The sequence below is a fragment of the Nocardia sp. NPDC056000 genome (assembly GCF_042269265.1).
Lineage (GTDB): Bacteria > Actinomycetota > Actinomycetes > Mycobacteriales > Mycobacteriaceae > Nocardia.
The window spans coordinates 238,395-254,500 of record NZ_JBHJXS010000009.1 but is presented as its reverse complement, the minus strand read 5'-3'; the positions used below and the strand labels follow the sequence as shown (position 1 = coordinate 254,500).

General features: G+C 64.7%; 14 protein-coding genes. 8 read left to right on the top strand and 6 right to left on the bottom strand.

Going from position 1 to position 16,106, the window contains the following annotated elements; translation table 11 throughout:
* Positions 1–55 precede the first annotated feature (55 nt).
* Complete coding sequence (locus ACFC4D_RS26510) at positions 56–2,509, top strand: (Fe-S)-binding protein (RefSeq protein ID WP_376067475.1); 2,454 nt, start codon at positions 56–58, stop codon at positions 2,507–2,509.
* 410 nt (positions 2,510–2,919) lie between these two features.
* On the opposite strand, the gene ACFC4D_RS26505 is transcribed toward ACFC4D_RS26510, so the two are convergent.
* Together ACFC4D_RS26505 and ACFC4D_RS26500 are read right to left on the bottom strand one after the other, a co-directional pair.
* The gene (locus ACFC4D_RS26505; RefSeq protein ID WP_376067472.1) at positions 2,920–4,182 is read right to left on the bottom strand and encodes an SGNH/GDSL hydrolase family protein; all 1,263 of its coding nucleotides are present in this window, start codon (positions 4,180–4,182) and stop codon (positions 2,920–2,922) included.
* A 72-nt stretch (positions 4,183–4,254) separates the two neighbouring features.
* Positions 4,255–5,520: an MFS transporter gene (locus ACFC4D_RS26500; RefSeq protein WP_376067469.1), complete on the bottom strand. Its 1,266-nt coding sequence runs from the start codon at positions 5,518–5,520 to the stop codon at positions 4,255–4,257.
* 126 nt (positions 5,521–5,646) lie between these two features.
* On the opposite strand from ACFC4D_RS26500, the gene ACFC4D_RS26495 reads away from it, so the two are divergent.
* The 3 genes from ACFC4D_RS26495 (at position 5,647) to ACFC4D_RS26485 (ending at position 8,290) form a co-directional block, all read left to right on the top strand.
* Entirely contained in the window at positions 5,647–6,573 is a 927-nt protein-coding gene (locus tag ACFC4D_RS26495; protein WP_376067466.1) for a LysR family transcriptional regulator, read from the top strand.
* Positions 6,574–6,655: 82 nt separating this feature from the next.
* Positions 6,656–7,432, top strand: a complete 777-nt coding sequence (locus tag ACFC4D_RS26490) for a hypothetical protein (RefSeq protein ID WP_376067464.1) — start codon at positions 6,656–6,658, stop codon at positions 7,430–7,432.
* Positions 7,433–7,618: 186 nt separating this feature from the next.
* Positions 7,619–8,290 (top strand): GPP34 family phosphoprotein, encoded by a 672-nt coding sequence (locus ACFC4D_RS26485; protein WP_376067461.1) that lies wholly within the window; start codon positions 7,619–7,621, stop codon positions 8,288–8,290.
* Between the two features lie 72 nt (positions 8,291–8,362).
* On the opposite strand, the gene ACFC4D_RS26480 is transcribed toward ACFC4D_RS26485, so the two are convergent.
* Entirely contained in the window at positions 8,363–9,340 is a 978-nt protein-coding gene (locus ACFC4D_RS26480; protein ID WP_376067459.1) for an alpha/beta hydrolase, read from the bottom strand.
* 27 nt (positions 9,341–9,367) lie between these two features.
* Positions 9,368–10,570 (bottom strand): lipase family protein, encoded by a 1,203-nt coding sequence (locus ACFC4D_RS26475; protein ID WP_376067456.1) that lies wholly within the window; start codon positions 10,568–10,570, stop codon positions 9,368–9,370.
* Positions 10,571–10,856: 286 nt separating this feature from the next.
* On the opposite strand from ACFC4D_RS26475, the gene ACFC4D_RS26470 reads away from it, so the two are divergent.
* Entirely contained in the window at positions 10,857–11,414 is a 558-nt protein-coding gene (locus ACFC4D_RS26470) for an ArsR/SmtB family transcription factor (RefSeq protein WP_376067453.1), read from the top strand.
* 22 nt (positions 11,415–11,436) lie between these two features.
* On the top strand, positions 11,437–12,879 hold the full coding sequence (locus ACFC4D_RS26465; RefSeq protein ID WP_376067450.1) for an alpha/beta hydrolase family protein: 1,443 nt from the start codon (positions 11,437–11,439) through the stop codon (positions 12,877–12,879).
* Positions 12,880–13,373: 494 nt separating this feature from the next.
* On the opposite strand, the gene ACFC4D_RS26460 is transcribed toward ACFC4D_RS26465, so the two are convergent.
* The gene (locus ACFC4D_RS26460; protein ID WP_376067449.1) at positions 13,374–13,841 is read right to left on the bottom strand and encodes a hypothetical protein; all 468 of its coding nucleotides are present in this window, start codon (positions 13,839–13,841) and stop codon (positions 13,374–13,376) included.
* Between the two features lie 356 nt (positions 13,842–14,197).
* On the opposite strand from ACFC4D_RS26460, the gene ACFC4D_RS26455 reads away from it, so the two are divergent.
* Both ACFC4D_RS26455 and ACFC4D_RS26450 read left to right on the top strand, forming a co-directional pair.
* A complete protein-coding gene (locus tag ACFC4D_RS26455) occupies positions 14,198–14,518 on the top strand; it encodes a DUF6191 domain-containing protein (protein WP_376067448.1) in 321 nt (106 codons plus the stop codon).
* Between the two features lie 136 nt (positions 14,519–14,654).
* Positions 14,655–15,146 carry a hypothetical protein gene (locus ACFC4D_RS26450; protein ID WP_376067446.1) on the top strand — a complete coding sequence of 164 codons (492 nt, stop codon included), beginning with the start codon at positions 14,655–14,657 and terminating at the stop codon, positions 15,144–15,146.
* Positions 15,147–15,199: 53 nt separating this feature from the next.
* Here ACFC4D_RS26450 and ACFC4D_RS26445 read toward each other — a convergent pair whose 3' ends face one another.
* Complete coding sequence (locus tag ACFC4D_RS26445; protein WP_376067443.1) at positions 15,200–16,012, bottom strand: MerR family transcriptional regulator; 813 nt, start codon at positions 16,010–16,012, stop codon at positions 15,200–15,202.
* Between the last annotated feature and the right edge of the window lie 94 nt (positions 16,013–16,106).

Sequence of the window (16,106 nt, the reverse complement as noted above, 5' to 3'; positions counted from 1 at the left end):
CAGTAACTTGAATGTTTGTGCTGTTCAGGGGCTTTCTCGAGACCGGGGGGTCGGTGTGAGTACCGCGACCATCACGTTGGGGATCATCGGAGCGCTCATCACGCTGTACTGCTGGGGCGTGCTCGGCGTCGGGTTGGCGCGGATGGTTCGGGTGCTGCGGGCTGGGCAGGCGGATCGGTCGCGGTGGCGGCCGGTGGTGCCTCGGCTGAAGACCGTTGTCGTCGAGGTGGCGGCGCATACGCGGATGAACAAGTTCCGCACTGTCGGGTGGGCGCATTGGCTGGTGATGGTCGGGTTCCTGCTCGGGATGGTGTTCTATTTCGAGTCGTACGGGCAGACTTTCGATCCCGAGTTCGGGTGGCCGATCGTGGGCCATACGGTCGGGTATCACCTGCTCGAGGAGATTTTGAGTATCGGCACCCTGCTCGGTATCGGGGCGTTGATCATCATCCGGCAGTTGAATCATCCGCGTCGCGCCGATCGGCTGTCGCGGTTCGGCGGATCCAACTTCCGGGCGGCGTACATCATCGAAACGATCGTGGCCACACACGGTTTCGGAGATGTGCTCGTCAAGGCCGGGCGGATTGCCACCTATGGCGGTGGGCATCTCGCGACCGATCCGGTGACGATGCAGGTGGCCAAGTTGCTGCCCGCCAGCCCGGTGCTCATCTCGTGTTTCGCTTTCGTCAAAATGCTTGCGGGAGCCGCGTTTCTGTATCTGGTCGGCAGGTATCTGACCTGGGGCGTTGCCTGGCATCGGCTGTCGGCGTTCGTGAATATCTACTTCAAGCGTGAACCCGACGGCGGCGTTGCGCTGGGTGCGGCCAAGCCGATGATGTCCGGCGGCAAAGTGCTCGATATGGAGAGCGCAGACCCGGACGTGGACGCGTTCGGTGCGGGCAAGGTCGAGGACTTCAGCTGGAAAGCGTTGCTGGACTTCACCACCTGCACCGAGTGCGGTCGGTGCCAGAGTCAGTGCCCGGCCTGGAATACCGGAAAACCGTTGTCGCCCAAGCTGCTCATCACCTCACTGCGCGATCACACCTATGCGAAAGCGCCGTACCTGCTCGGTGGTGATACGGCCAAGCTGTCGGAATCGCAACGCGCAGAAGCTGAACGGCCTCTGGTGGGGGAGTATCAGGGCCCCGACTCCGGCGGTGTGATCGATCCGGAGGTGTTGTGGTCGTGCACGACCTGTGGTGCGTGTGTGGAGCAGTGCCCGGTCGATATCGAGCATGTGGATCACATCATCGATATGCGCCGTTACCAGGTGCTGATCGAGTCGGAGTTCCCGTCCGAGCTCGCGGGTCTGTTCAAGAACCTGGAGAACAAGGGCAATCCGTGGGGTCAGAACGCCAAGGATCGCCTGAACTGGATCAGCGAAATCGATTTCGAGGTCCCGGTTTTCGGTAAGGACGCCGATAGCTTCGACGGGTACGAGTACCTGTTCTGGGTCGGTTGTGCCGGTGCGTACGAGGATCGTGCGAAGAAGACCACCAAGGCCGTGGCCGAGTTGCTGGCCACCGCGGGTGTGAAGTTCATGGTGCTGGGTCAGGAGGAGACCTGCACCGGTGACTCGGCGCGGCGTGCGGGTAACGAGTTCCTGTTCCAGCAGTTGGCCATGCAGAACATCGCGGTGCTGGATTCGGTGTTCGAGGGCGTCGAGGCGTCCAAGAAGAAGATCGTGGTCACCTGTGCGCACTGCTTCAACGCGTTGAACAATGAGTACCCGCAGGTCGGCGGCACCTACGAGGTGGTGCACCACACCCAGCTGCTGAACCGCCTGGTGCGTTCGAAGAACCTGATCCCGGTGTCCCCGGTCGCGCAGAACGTCACCTACCACGACCCCTGCTACCTGGGCCGGCACAACAAGATCTACGACGCGCCGCGTGAGCTGATGGAGGCCTCGGGCTCCAAGCTGATCGAAATGCCCCGCCACGGTGAACGTTCCATGTGCTGTGGCGCCGGTGGCGCGCGCATGTGGATGGAAGAACAACTCGGCAAACGCATCAATATCGACCGTGCCGACGAAGCTCTCGCCACCCTCTCTGCCACGCCGACCCCGGGCAAGATCGCTACCGGCTGCCCGTTCTGCCGCGTCATGCTCTCGGACGGCGTCACCGCCCGCCAGGACGGACTCGACACCGCGCAGAAAGTCGAGGTCGTCGATGTCGCCCAGCTCATGCTCGACGCCATCACCCGTATCGATCCCGCCACCCTGTCGCAGAACCTGCGGGTGGACCGGACCTCGGAGATTCGCGGCACCGATCCCACCGTGGTCACCGCCGACTCTCCCGCCCAAATCCAGAGTCCGACAGCGGATCTCGACGACGAAATCTCTGCCGCGGTTCTCCCCGCGCCCCCTGCGAAGGGTCTGGCAATGAAGGGCCTCGCCAAGAAACCGGGAGCGAAGGCCCCCGGCGCCGCGACAATCCCGACTGCCAAGTCGGCCCCGGTCGCAGGTCTGGCGATGAAAGGCTCGATCAAGGCACCAGGCAAGCGAGGCTAACGTCGCCGAGATCGCCGCAATAGCAGGACCGAGCCTCCCGCCACAGCCGAACCGGCGACGATGAGGAACCCATCGGTCGAATGGCGAAGTGACCGTTGCTGTTCGAAATCCCGCGTCACGGCATGCCCCTTCTCGGTTCGGGTGCACACCTCGGTCGATCCCATGGTGTGCCCCGAACATTGAACGGGCACCAGCGCCAGACGAATGACCCCGGCCAGCAGGAGCGCCAAGCCCACACAGATGCCGATCGTGTGGGCGATCGTCAGTGATCGTCGAGTCGGACTGGACACGTTCATTCCCATGCTGGTCGCTTCGGTCGGCGTATTGGTACCGGAGTTTCGCGAGGCCGTCAACATTTCGATCTGCCGCCGAAATTGCCCAGCGCGCACCGATGAAGATGATCGAGGTGATCAGAGCGCGTTGAGGTCGACCGCTGCGGCCATCGCCTGGTACCCCGCGCCGTTGGGATGTTTGTGGTCACCGGAATCGCAAGCGGGATTGAGCTTTTCGCTGTCGAACTGGTCGGCGACCGCGGCATTGAAGTCGGCCACGGCGTCGTACTCACCGCTGGTGCGCATCCACTCGTTGAACTCGCGAATCTTCGCCGCGGAAGTCGCCGTGTAGTACTCCGCTCCCTTCATCGGAAGCAGGGTCGCGCCGATGATCCGTACCCCGGCGTCATGCGCCGCGGCGATCAGCCTGCGGTGCCCATCGATCAACTGCTGCACCGACACTTGCGGATTGGGCTTGTAGGTGGGCAGATCCACCTCGGAGAATCCGATGTCGTTGAGTCCGCCCAGCACGATCACGCTCTTCACATCCGGCTTGGACAGCACGTCGCGCTCGAACCGCGCGACACCGCTCTCCCCGAACCAGGCTGAATCATGCAGGACCAGATTGCCTCCGATCCCCTCGTTGAGCACGGTGCGAGGTATCCCGGCGGCAGCGAGCCGCTGCGCGAGGTGATCTGGATACCGGGTATTGGTGTCGTTGGCCGATCCGAATCCGTCGGTGATCGAATCACCGAAAGTCACGACAGTGGAGCGAGTTTCGGCGTCGGGTGCACCGCTGACCTGGACATCGGTGAGGTAGTACCAGGAGTGGGTGACCGCGGTGAAGGAGTCCGCCGCCGCATCGGCGGCATGTTCACCGTCGGCGCGATAGCTGCTGGCGTACGCCTGCGAGTGGAAAGTGGCCGGACCGGTCGGACCGGACAGATACAGGGTCACCGTGACCGAATCGAACGGTGCGAGAGGCAGATCGGCGGCATCGCTGGTCAAAGTGCCACCGGCTGAGATGTCGATCGCCTTATCGCCGTGGAAGGTCAAGTCCCGCAGTGAATTCGGATCGACCGCGGCTCCCTGCGCGGTACGGGCGACGGTGGCGCGTCCGATACGCAGCGCGTGATCACCGTATTGGTTGGACAGGGTGATCCGAGCGGCCGATCCACCGTCGGTAATCCGCACGACCTGCCGCACGGTCTGATTGTCGAAACCCTGCTCGGCCCAGTTCGGCTCGAATCCGATGCTCGGCAACTGCGGAGCCGCCGACCATGCGGCATCCCACGCGAGGGCGGGTTCACCATCGGCGCGAATGGCCGTCAGTCCGATTCCGCCCGCGACAACCACGGCAGCAGCTCCGGCGGCCAAACGTGCCCACCAGGTGTTCTTCATCGATCTGTCCTTCCGACAACTCCTTAACGGTTCTGAAGTTCCGTTAAGTGGAGACGGAAGGGGTAACCAGCGCTAACGGGACTTAATTCCCGTTTGGGTGATCAATTCCGAACCCGGGGATTCCGTGGGCCGGGAGCCTTCGCGCCGGGGGAACAGTAGCGGGCTGGCGAGGATCAGCAGCCCCGCAACCGCAATCGCCGTGCGCGCACTGGTGAGAGCCGCTATTGCTCCGCCGAGTGTGCTCAGCGTGGCAATGGCTGCGCCCGTGCCGACGGACCAGGCTGAAAGCGTTCGCGCGACAAGCTCTTCAGGTGTGTGCTCGAGTCGATAGGTGGCCAGCACCGGGTTGTACAGGCTCATGCTGATGATAATCGCGAGCTCAACGCCCATCACGGTCACCAGACCGACGAGCCCGGGCTGAACGAAGACCAGGCCGATCAGCCAGACCGCGCGCAAGGCGCCGACCACTCGCAGGATCCGGTCTCGCCCATATCGCGCCACCACGCGACTCGCCAGCCGCGAGCCGATCAGCCCACCCAGGCAGGGCGCGGCGAAAGCGAGTCCGTATTGCCAGGGCGCGAATCCGAGCTCTCGCAGTAGCAGGACAGCCAACAGCGGTTCGGTAGCCATGATCAATCCGCTGACGATCAGCTGATTGAGATAGAGCGCACGCAGGCCGGGGTGCGTGAACAAATGCCGCCAACCGTCGAACAGTTGCCCACCCCGCATCCCGGGTGCGCCGACATGTGGCGGCTCTTCGTCCCGATCGCGAATCGCGCTGAGCGCCAACGCGGAAAGCAGGTAACTCAGCGCATCCGCCACCACCGTGACCACCGGCCCGAATACCCCGATCGCCGCGCCACCCAGTGGCGGGCCGACGGCAATGGAACTCCAGTTCGTCGATTCGAACCGCGCATTGGCAACGAGCAGATTCTCTTGCCGGACAATGGATTTGAGATAGGCCCCGCTCGCCGCGTTGAACGCGATCTTGGCGGCGGCCACCACCGCCGAAACAACAAGCAGCTGAACGAATCCGAGCCACCCCACCGCGTACGCAATCGGAATCGACACCATGGCCGCGCACCGAATCACATCCATCGCGACCATCACCGGCCGCTTACGCCGAAACTCCACCCAAGGCCCGAGCGGCAGCGCGATCAGCGCCCCCACCGCCGGCCCCATCGCCGCCAGCATCGACACCTCGATCGGACTGGCATCCAATACCAGCACCGCGATGAGCGGTAGCGCCCCGAACCCCAACCCCGAGCCATACGCGCTGACCGCATAGGACGTCCACAGCCATCGGAACCGGCGGCCCAAAGATCGTCTGGCAGCCACGAAATCCACCTCTCACCGAACAACTCACTGTTGATCGCTGAGATCAAAGCAAGGCCGAAGAGTGCCGATCAAACAACAACCCGATCGGCGAGCCACAACCAACGGTTGTTCGACTAGGTTGGCTGCGTGGATCTCAACGCCGTGCGCACCTTCGTCACCGCCGCGGAGACGGGCCAATTCTCCGAAGCCGCCGACGCCCTGTCGATCACCCAGCAGGCTGTCTCCAAACGCATTGCGGCACTGGAGAAATACCTCGACGTGCGACTGTTCGCCCGCACTCCCCGAGGCGCGCAACTGACCATCGACGGCCAAGCCTTCCTCCCGCATGCTCGCGAACTCCTCCGCGTAGCCGACCGCGCCGACGCTTCGGTGCGCCCCGGCCGCCGGGCGCTGCGCGTCGACATCGTCGCCCGCCGCATCATCACCTCCACACTCTTGCACGACTTCCACCGCGCACACCCCGGCATCGACCTGGACATCATCACCCTCGACGCCGACCTGGACGGGGCGGTCACCGCCGTCGACACCGGAACAATCGACGCGACCTTCCACGCCGTCCCCACGCACCACCGCCTCCCCGAATCGATCCGCACCGCTCGAATAATCGACGAACCCCACCAACTCCTCGTCGGCCCCCGCCACCCCCTCGCCAACGCCCGCACCCTCAGCCCGCATCAACTACCCGGCCACCGAATCTGGATGCCCGGCCTCCCCACTCAAGGCGAAGTAGCCGACTATTTCACCGAACTCACCACCACCTTCGGCTTCACCATCGACCGACTAGGCCCGGTCTTCGCGAAAGAAGCGCTCCTGGAGGAGATCTCCGAATCCAATGACCTGGCCACCCTGATCGGCGAAGGCACCCGCTTCCTCTGGCCCGACAGCTACGACCTACGCCGCATCCCCATCCGCAAACCCGCCCTGATCTATCCCCTCTCGATCATCTGGCGCACCGACAACCCTCACCCTGCCCTGGTGACTCTGCGCGACTATCTGCACTCCCGGCGAGAGTCCGCACCCGTCACCGAGGGTTGGACGCCTCGGTGGGCGTAACCCTTTGGAACGCACAGACCGCGATGGCCCGCAACTCGGCGTTCACAGCGGTTTCTCAACGGGCTGCTGCGAGTCTGTGCGCGTGACAAACCCTGTGACGGCGCCTGTTTCGCCCGCGCGTCAGTTGTTGAGCAAAGTCCCCGAGATCAGCGTGCTGTTCTGGCTGATCAAGATCCTGTCCACCGGAATGGGGGAGACGTTCTCCGATTTCCTGGTGAACACCTTTCCGCCGGAGGTGGCGGTCGGTGGCGGAGTGCTCCTGTTGAGCGTGAGTCTGTGGCTGCAATTCCGTGCGTCGAGGTATCAGGTGTGGATCTATTGGACCGCGGTGGTGATGGTGAGCATCGTGGGCACCATGGTCGCCGATATCGTCGATTTCGTGGCGGGTATTCCGCTGCCCGCGTCCACGATCGCGTTCTCGATCGCCGTCGCGAGCATTCTGGCGGCCTGGTACCGGAGTGAGAGAACACTTTCCGTGCACAGCATTACGACGCGGCGCCGGGAGGCGTTCTATTGGGCGACGGTCATGACGACCTTCGCGCTGGGCACCGTGGCCGGGGATCTGACCGCTGCGACCCTGCATCTGGGTTACCTGGCCTCGGCGGTGTTGTTCGGTGTCGCGATCGCCGTGCCCGCCGTCGCGCATCGCTGGTTCGGGATGGGCGCGGTCGCGGCGTTCTGGTCGGCCTACGTCGTCACCCGCCCGCTGGGTGCGTCCATTACCGACTGGTTGGCGTCATCGCATTCGGACGGGCTGGGATTGGGGACGGGCTGGATATCGCTCGCGGTGACGATCCCGATGGTGGCCGGAATCGCGGTGGCGGCTCGCCGAGAGCGCTTGCGGCGCAACGAGATCTGAAGGTCGATGGTGTCGGGACGACGTGGACTGCGTGGCGCTACACGCTCTCGGTCGGTGAGAAATGCGTGGGTGGGCAGTCCTGTGACGAGTGATATCCCGACGTCTTCGTGCCATTCGATAACACTCCGGGCAGGCCGGCCGTGTCTCTCAGCGTGTCCACAGCGAGGCTGCGGCAGGGTTGCCGGCATGACACCGTTGATCGCCGAGGACCTGCTGTGGCTATTGCATGATGACCGCACCGGGGAGCCGATGCTCGCCCGTCCGGTCATGGACAGAGTGGTGGCCGGTGCGGTGCTGCTCGAATTGACCAGTGTCGCACCGAACCGGCCGGTGCCGGCGGTACGGATTGTCGAGAGCCGCCGCGCACCGCGCGCGATCGCGAACCTCGATACGCCGCTCGCGGACACCGATGGAATCCTGCTCGCCGCGCGGGCGGCGATCGCGGGTAAGCCGCAGACTCCGGCGCGACTGCTCGATGGGCTCGGGCGTGGCTTGCGCGACGATCTGCTGGTCCGGCTGATCGCACGGGGGCGGGTGCGATGTGAGCGCACGCGCGTACTGGGTGTGTTCGGGGTCGATAGCTGGCCCACCGTCGACGTGGCGGGCAAACGGCGGCTCCGCTCGCAATTGCAGCGGGTACTGCTGGACTGCCATCCTGCGGACTCGAGGACCGCGGGATTGCTCGCGTTGCTGTCATCGGTGCGCGCTACCGGAGCCCAATGTGCCGGTTGGGCACCGGATGTGGTGGAGCGGCGGGCCCGCGCGCAGCAGCGCGAGGGCGTGTGCGCACCGGTGGTGCAGGTGATCGAACGCGCCGTGCACACCACTCAGGCGGGCCTGTTCACCGGCGCTGTCTGATCGGATAGTCATGCGGGCGCTCGGTGCGGAACTGGCTTCCGGCACCGAGCGACCGCTGAGGTGGACCCGCTCTCACACACCCAGGGCGGCGGCGAACACCGGCCACGAGTCGTGCAGATCGTCCTGCCAGTACGGCCAGGCGTGCGTGCCGTTGCGGAAGACGGTGGTAGCCGGGATACCCAGCGCCGCAAGACGATCGGTCAGGGACCGGGTGCAGTCGTGCACCACTGTTTCCATGGTTCCGCCGATCGCCAGCCGGTCGGTCAAGCGCGGGACATCGCCGCCGATCGAAGGATCGCCGAGGGTGTCGTGGATGCCGGGCATCCCATTGCCCGCCGAAATGTACAGCGCCACACCGCGTAACCGCTCGGCATTGAGCACCGCGTCGTTGGCCGCCCAGGCGGGATCACCCGGAGACCACATATTGTCCGGGTTCGCGCCGAACAGCCGGAGCTGCGCCCGCACCATCGCCCGCGAGACCGGATCGTCGGTGCGCGGGCAGCCGCTGTATGAGCCGACCGCCGCGAACCGCCCGGGTGCGGCGGCGGCCAGAGCCAAGGCCGACCCCGCCGACATCGATGTTCCCGCAATGGCATTGGCGCCGTTCAACGCGAATCGATCGGACAGCACGGCGGGCAGTTCATCGAGCAGGAAGCTGGACCATTTATTGCGTCCGAGCACCGGATCGTCGGCGGCCCAGTCGGTGTAGAGCGAGGCGCGACCGCCGATCGGCTGGATCACGGTCACCGGTTTATCGGCGAAGAATGCCGCCGCGTCGGTGCGCTGGGTCCAGGGCCCGCCCGCCTCGCCGCCGTCGATCGCATTGAGCAGATACAGTGCGGGCGCGGAATGCCCCGGGTGAGAAATCCACACCGGGACAACCCGATCCATCGCCGCCGAATACACGCTGGCCTCGAACTGATTGCCGCCGAGCGGCCGTACGCCCAATAGCGCCGGGCCACCGCCCGGATCGGCGTGCGCCGCAGCGGGCAGCAGCGCCGCCAGCAGCAGGCATATCGTCGTGAGACCCCGCAGCAGGCGGCGAGTCATTTTGTGTCCCTTCTGAATACGAGGGTGTCAGTGACAGTTGGAAGGTGCCGGAATGCCCGCGAAACGGTCCGACAGATAGTTCATGGCCCGCATCGCGCCCGGCAGCATCGCGGTGGCGTGATCGCCGCCGATGATGTCGAACTGCACGGGAGTGCCCGCGGCGCAATAGCGTCCGGCCGTGGCCAGCGCTTGATCGAGCGGCACCTGATCGCTGCCGCCGTGCCACTGATAGATCGGCGCGCGCGGCACCTCCGGGGCGACCTCGAGCGCATTGTCATGCATGGCCGCGATCATGGTCGGATCGTTTTCCATACCGCGGTTGAACATTTCGCCGATCGAGTGACCCGCGCCCGCGGAGATGATGTCGTCGGTGCAGGCGTTGGCGATGCGATCACGCAGTGCGAATCCGGCCGGGGTCAGCGCTCGATCCAGTGGCAGCGCGGACGGGTATTCGCGTTCGACGCCCATCGCCACCGCGAAACCGAGCCCGAACAACGGATGCGGAGTATCGCCCACAGCGATGGCCATCTTGCCGGGATTGACCGGCAAACCACCCTGTGCGGCACCGACAATCGGCAACTCGGGCGCGTACTCGGGTGCCAGCGCGGCGGCGAAACCGGTGGACATCGCGCCACCGGAGTAACCTGCCATGCCGACCGGGGACCCCGCGAGTCCGGCGGGCGCGAAGCGCTTGACCGCGCGGATGCCGTCGAGGGTGATCTGCCCGCCGAGGCGAGCCGCACCGTAGGCACTGGTCGGTCCGAGGTGATCGGGCACCGCCAGCGCCCAGCCGCGCGCCAGCAGCATATTGAGCGCGCCCGCCTCCTTGAGTCCGCCGTCGAACAACGCGTGCGAAGGAGCGCATTGCAGGCCCAGGGAATTGACGAACGGCTGATACGACAGCAGCGGACGGTTCGCGCCGCCCCCTGCTGGGATGATCAGGGTCGTGACGGCGGGGATGGGTGCGCCCTGGGAATTGGTCGAGCGAAAAGACAACTGCCACACCGTGGCTCCGGGCCACGGGTGTGCGGCCACCGGTCGGGAACCCAGAATGTCTCCGGGTGCGAAGTCACCGAGATTAGCGGGACCGTAATAGAACCCGTCGGGCTCGGCTATCGGGTAGAGCGCGCCCGCGTGTGCGGCCGGGGCTGCGATGGCGAGAGCTGTCGTCGCTGCCGCCATGGCAATCAGCGCCCGGATCAGCGCCCTGGGTAGAGCCGAGGTGAGCATCGGTGTCCCTTCGGTTGGTCCATCCCCCGAGTAAGACTTCGTCCAGGTGGTAGCTAAGGGTTGGCTGAAATGTGTGATCTACACCACACCTACCGGTTCGAAGGTGAAGTTCTAAGGCGATTATCTCTATTCGTCTGAGGTAAAGCGCGTTTGCTACTTGCTAGCCATTCTCGATCACGACGGGTGGTCTTGCCGCGCGGCTCGCACGAGCCGGCTGTCGGGCGGCCATCGAGACAGTTGCAAAGAGGCTTTGCAAACTACCTTTGCATGAATTATGGTCGGAGCCATGGCAGATCGACCACCCGCTCGGACCATCACCGATATCGCCGTTCTGCGTCTGCTCGCCCATCCGCTGCGCCGCCGGATCGAAGAACAGCTACGCAAAGGCCCGGTGAATGCCACCTCATTGGCCCAGGCATTGGGCGAGAGCACCGGCCTCACCAGCTATCACCTGCGCCAGCTGGCCAAACATGGCTTCGTCGAGGAGGTTCCCGAACTCGCCAGCGGCAAGGAGCGCTGGTGGCGCGCGGTGCCGGGCGACCGTCGCTTCCCTGCCTACAGTGAACAGACCGACGAAATGCGCACGGCCACTGCGGAAATGACCCGGCACAACCTGGCCGAACTGGTCGAACTCTACGAAGCGTACGAGCGCGCGGCGCCCGAGCTGGGGGAGTGGGCCGACGCGTTCCTGTTCTCGCGCGCCACGATTCGCGTCGATCCTGCACAGCTGCGCGAGTTCTTCGAGGAATACATCCAACTCGTCCAGCGCTACGGCCTGGCCGACGACTCCGATCCCGACCGAAAAGCCGTCCTGCTGCGCATGTTCGGCTTTCCGGAGATCTGAAGACCGCTCCAAGGGGCTAGCCATGAACCACCTCCCTGTCAGCCGCCTATTCGGCGTCGCATGTGTGCTCGCGCTACTCATGGCGGTCTTGTCCATCGCCCCGGCCGGACCGGCCACCGCCACAACGCCATTCGACTGCGACGGCTTCACCTGCACCGACGTGACATTCACGGGCGGCAACGGCCTGACCCTGCACGGCACCGTGATCGGCCCGGCCGAGCCACACGCGCAGCTGCCGGGGATCGTCCTGGTGGGCGGCTCGGGCCCGGTACCCCGCACCCAAGTCCAGTACGAGGCACGCGCTTTCGCCGCGGCGGGACTCACCGCACTCGTTTACGACAAACGCACGGACGGCTACTCATACGCCCATCGAGACTTCTCGCTACTGGCCGACGACACCCTGGCCGCAGTCCAAACCCTGCGCCGCACAACGGGTGTCAGAGCCGATCAGGTCGGAGTCTGGGGATTCAGCGAAGGCGGCTGGGTCGCCCCACTCGCGGCCTCACGCTCCGGCGATATCGCCTTCGTGCTCACCCTCGGTGCATCCGGCTTCAGCCCCCTGCGTACGCAAACCTGGAGTCTGGCAATGACATTGCGCCATCGCGGCGCGGGCGGATCACTGAGCGACACCATCGCCGGTCCCGCCGCCCGCCTCCTCGGCGACACCGGCGCCTTCCCCGAAGCAAACTTCGACCCACTACCCGCCCTCGCCGCCCTGCACATTCCCGTCCTCGCCCTCTGGGGCCAATACGACGTGCAGGTGCCTCCCGCCGAAAGCGCCGCGGTACTGCGGAACACACTCACCGCCGCACCCTCGGTCACCATCGGCTTCCTCCCCGATACCGCACACAACGGCCGCGCGACCACCGACGGATTCGACCGACTCGGCACCGCACCGAGTCCGGGAGCGCCTCGTGGAGCATTCGCACCCGGCTACCTCGACACCATGACGACCTGGATTCACCGGGTAACGGGCGGCACTCCACCTCCGTCGTCCGCGGCCACCCCACCGATTCAAGCTGTCACCAGTAGCGATCCCGGCCACGGCTGGACAACCTCCGCGCGAACACAACTGGCCCTGATCGCTGCCCTGGTTCTCGTCTTCACCATCTGTCTGTGGCGGACGTTTGCTCATCGAGATACCCACACCGGTTCGACCACTCGACGCCGCACCCGCGCACTTGTCTGCACCGGACTCCTGTCGGTACTCGCTACGGTCGCCTACGCAATCTCGATCCTCGCCTTCAACGCTCGAACAACCGGCCCGATCATCGCGTCGCGTCCATTGGCATGGCTCGTCCTGCAACTGCTGGCGGTGCTCACCGCCGCATTATTCGCGGGCAGCGCACTGGCGGCGGTCCGCACGAAACTGCCGATACGGCAACGATTCTCACAGGTCGCTCCGCTTCTCGCCGGTTGCCTGTGGTTCACGTGGTCGATCACCTGGGGATTGTTCACCTTCTGACGGCAGCGCAACCCCCGCATGCGAGGATTGCGGTGCGTTCGATGCTCAATCAATAAGGGAGACTTGGTGTCCGCAAGATTTGTTGGGGTCGGCATGCTGTGCGCGGGACTCATGGTCGGCGTAACCGCGTGCGGGGGTTCGACAAACAGTGAATCGCGGTCACCCGCCACGGCGACGACGGCCGCATCGGTCACCGATCAATGCCACGCTAAACCGTGGCCGCTCGCCCTGCCCGATTGGCGGGGACAACGGCTCGACTCGGCGATTCAAGGCGACGGCGCGTGCTTCCACGTGACGACCGCAAGCGCACCCGATGGACACAATGTGCTATTCGACAGTGGCGACAGTCCAACGTATTTCGTCGTCGATCAGAGTCCGGCCCCCGGCACGGTGGTTTCCGAAAGGCAGCCGATCACGGTCAAACTCGCTCTGACACAGGGCGGTTAGTACTACGACGACCCGAGCCGGCGGCTGGTCCCGGTTCGACGCTGCGTTCATCCGATTCGATACCCACGCGACCGACCTTGACGGGCTAGTTCATCGAGGTCGGCGAGCAGGCTCGGGCGCATGAGTCGGTACCAGGTGACGTAACCGGCGCAGAGCAACAGGTACAGGACCAGAATCCCGGTCGGCACGAGCCGAAATCCCGCAATCGATGCTTGGGCGACCAACATCGCCGCTGCCCACAGTCCGAACAGGGCGATCACCCATCCTTGGAGCTGTTGCTTCCGCAGTCGGTTCCGCTCGGCGATGATGTGCTCATGCCACCACGGCGGATGGATTCGATCGGGGAGTCGACGCTCGTCCTGTGCGGTGTAGAACTCGAGTTGGAGTTCGCGGGCACCGAATCGGCGCGATGTATCGATCCTGCGAAAGTACGCTCCGCCGGCGAACCCTATGACGAAATACACCACTGCCCACACCGGGCCGGGCCGGCCGAAGGCAGCCAAAATGACCACCATGGAGACTCCGCCCAGCATCGGCGCTGACGCCCACCAGCGACGAAGCGCTCGAAGTGGGCCGCGCAAACCATCCGCCATCGATGCGGTGGAACTGGTTGTCTGCACCGTTCCTCCTGGTGGCTACCGGCATACTGTGCATTCGCTGATTAGTTGCTAAATTCTGTAACCTCGATCGATTGATATCCAGGGAAAGGCATCAAGTGAGATAGCTATCTCATAGCTGTTGTCGATATCGCGGTCGCCGTGCCCGTTCCTCGATGGCTCGTTGGCGGGGCCACCATCCCACTCCGCGCAGGCCGCCCGGTACTCAACAGTGACGAGGCGTACCGTCGAAACCGCGGACGGAAGGGGTTTGTATGACCGTCGTGTGGGTGATTGTCGGCATCGTCGTGTTCGCGATTGTCTTGGATCGGGCCCTCGTCTTCGCGGAGCGTCGGGGCTGGATCTCCTCGCGCAGCGAGTCGACAGGTGGCGGTGGGGCGGGGCTGTTCGGGAAATTGCAGGCACTGGTGGCCCCGTCGAGTCAGCACACCCAGGAGGAACTTCGCAGCCGTGAGATGCGCGGCGAACAACTCGAGACTTCCGGGGACCCGCTCGGCGTGGACCTGGCAAACGGCATCGTCCGATTGCCGAGCGCCAATCCTGAGCCGCGCCAGTCGGATCCGCCCAAGGGCTGAACGTTCGGTGGCACGTTGGTCCCGCTGAGCGGGGTGCCGAATTGCGGAAATATTGATTTTCAAAACCCGTCCGCAAGGACTCTTTGCAGTGCTAACGTCTGCCTGCCCGTAAGGGCACTTGACACATGGGAGACGTATGAAAACAACAGCAGCACAAGGCCGTTGGTTTGGGGCGGGCATACTGACCGCGGCGGCTGTCGCCTCGGTGGCGATGGGTGCGGGGCAATCGGTCGCCGACACCACACCGCCCACGCCGACTTCGATCACGATTTCGGGCACCGATCACTATGTAGGGACCGCCTACACGATCACGGTGCACTGCCAGGTGCAGAGCACGGTGGGGGTCGCGATCGACTCGGATCCCTATGACGGTGACCTGCTCGGCGGACGCGCTATCGCCCCGGACGCCAATCTGCTTGCCACCGTGCAATGGACGCCCACCACCACGGGCACGCACGTGGTCCAGGCATACGGCTGCGCGAGCGGCGCCGGCTGGCCGGGCTCCCGACCGCCGACCGCGACTCTCGCTGTCGTGGTGACCAACCCGCCACCCGCGAGCACCGGCAGTGCGAGCGGGAGCGCGGGCATCCCGATCATCGGTCCGCTCTTGAGCAAACTGTTCGGCTGATCCGAAAACCGAGTGGGCCCCGACCATTTCGCGGTAGGGGCCCACTCCGTTCGTCACCGTTTGGCGATCGGCTCCTGGAGTTCGGTCACCCAATCATCTTGATCGGCAGGGCATTCCAGGTTGATCTCCCTCGGATAGCCGGTCGAGCGATAGCCATTCGCATCGATCCAGCGGCCCAGTGTCTGCACGGTCGGCAGCACGGTCGCCATCGAACCGCGGTGCACAATGGTCGCCGCACTCTCGACCGGCGGCAGATCCACGATCCGCAATCCGTCATCCTCCCCGAGCGGTGCGCTGACCTCGACGCCCGCGTGCACCAGAATCCCGCCGTCGGGAGCGTCCTCGTAATACGCGATACCGGGGCCGGAGAGGGCGATCCCCGCCGCCTCCAGGCGTTTGGTCAACTCGCTGTACAGCGGTCCGATGACTGGACTGATGTTATCGAAACCGGTTGCCACACCGGTCAATTCGGCAACCCGCACACTGGGCAATTTCTTGATTACGACATCGTAGGCAGGCATGCGCCCCTCACTTTCGATCGAACGGAGCCTCGCCTCGACCTGAACCAGCCGGTCCGCAGCCGCCTGCATGGCCGCTCCCAGCTCGGCCTGCCGCAATCGCAGCATCGCGCGCAGTTCCCCCGTCGTCACCTTCTCGTCCAGGATTTCCTGCACCTGAGCGAGCGTGAATCCGAGATCCTTGAGCGCGATTATGCGATTGAGGCGAGCCAGCTGTGCGGCGTTGTAATACCGGTAGCCGTTGACCAGGTCGACCCGGTCGGGCCGCAACAGGCCGATCGCGTCATAGTGGCGCAGCATCCGGACCGAAATGCGGCCGTGCCGGGCGAAGTCTCCAATGCTGAACATGACCCCTCCTACCTGACCACCTGACACCGTGTGAGGGTCAAGACTCTATCGAGCGACGGTTGAGCGAACCGAAATCCGGTGGTCGCCAACACCG

Excerpts from the sequence above, each read along its gene's own strand:
- ACFC4D_RS26480 (WP_376067459.1), bottom strand. The coding sequence starts at position 9,340 with ATGACTCGCCGCCTGCTGCGGGGTCTCACGACGATATGCCTGCTGCTG.
- ACFC4D_RS26465 (WP_376067450.1), top strand. The coding sequence starts at position 11,437 with ATGAACCACCTCCCTGTCAGCCGCCTATTCGGCGTCGCATGTGTGCTC.
- ACFC4D_RS26475 (WP_376067456.1), bottom strand. The coding sequence starts at position 10,570 with ATGCTCACCTCGGCTCTACCCAGGGCGCTGATCCGGGCGCTGATTGCC.
- ACFC4D_RS26460 (WP_376067449.1), bottom strand. The coding sequence starts at position 13,841 with ATGGTGGTCATTTTGGCTGCCTTCGGCCGGCCCGGCCCGGTGTGGGCA.
- ACFC4D_RS26470 (WP_376067453.1), top strand. The coding sequence starts at position 10,857 with ATGGCAGATCGACCACCCGCTCGGACCATCACCGATATCGCCGTTCTG.
- ACFC4D_RS26505 (WP_376067472.1), bottom strand. The coding sequence starts at position 4,182 with ATGAAGAACACCTGGTGGGCACGTTTGGCCGCCGGAGCTGCTGCCGTG.
- ACFC4D_RS26445 (WP_376067443.1), bottom strand. The coding sequence starts at position 16,012 with ATGTTCAGCATTGGAGACTTCGCCCGGCACGGCCGCATTTCGGTCCGG.
- ACFC4D_RS26450 (WP_376067446.1), top strand. The coding sequence starts at position 14,655 with ATGAAAACAACAGCAGCACAAGGCCGTTGGTTTGGGGCGGGCATACTG.
- ACFC4D_RS26485 (WP_376067461.1), top strand. The coding sequence starts at position 7,619 with ATGACACCGTTGATCGCCGAGGACCTGCTGTGGCTATTGCATGATGAC.
- ACFC4D_RS26455 (WP_376067448.1), top strand. The coding sequence starts at position 14,198 with ATGACCGTCGTGTGGGTGATTGTCGGCATCGTCGTGTTCGCGATTGTC.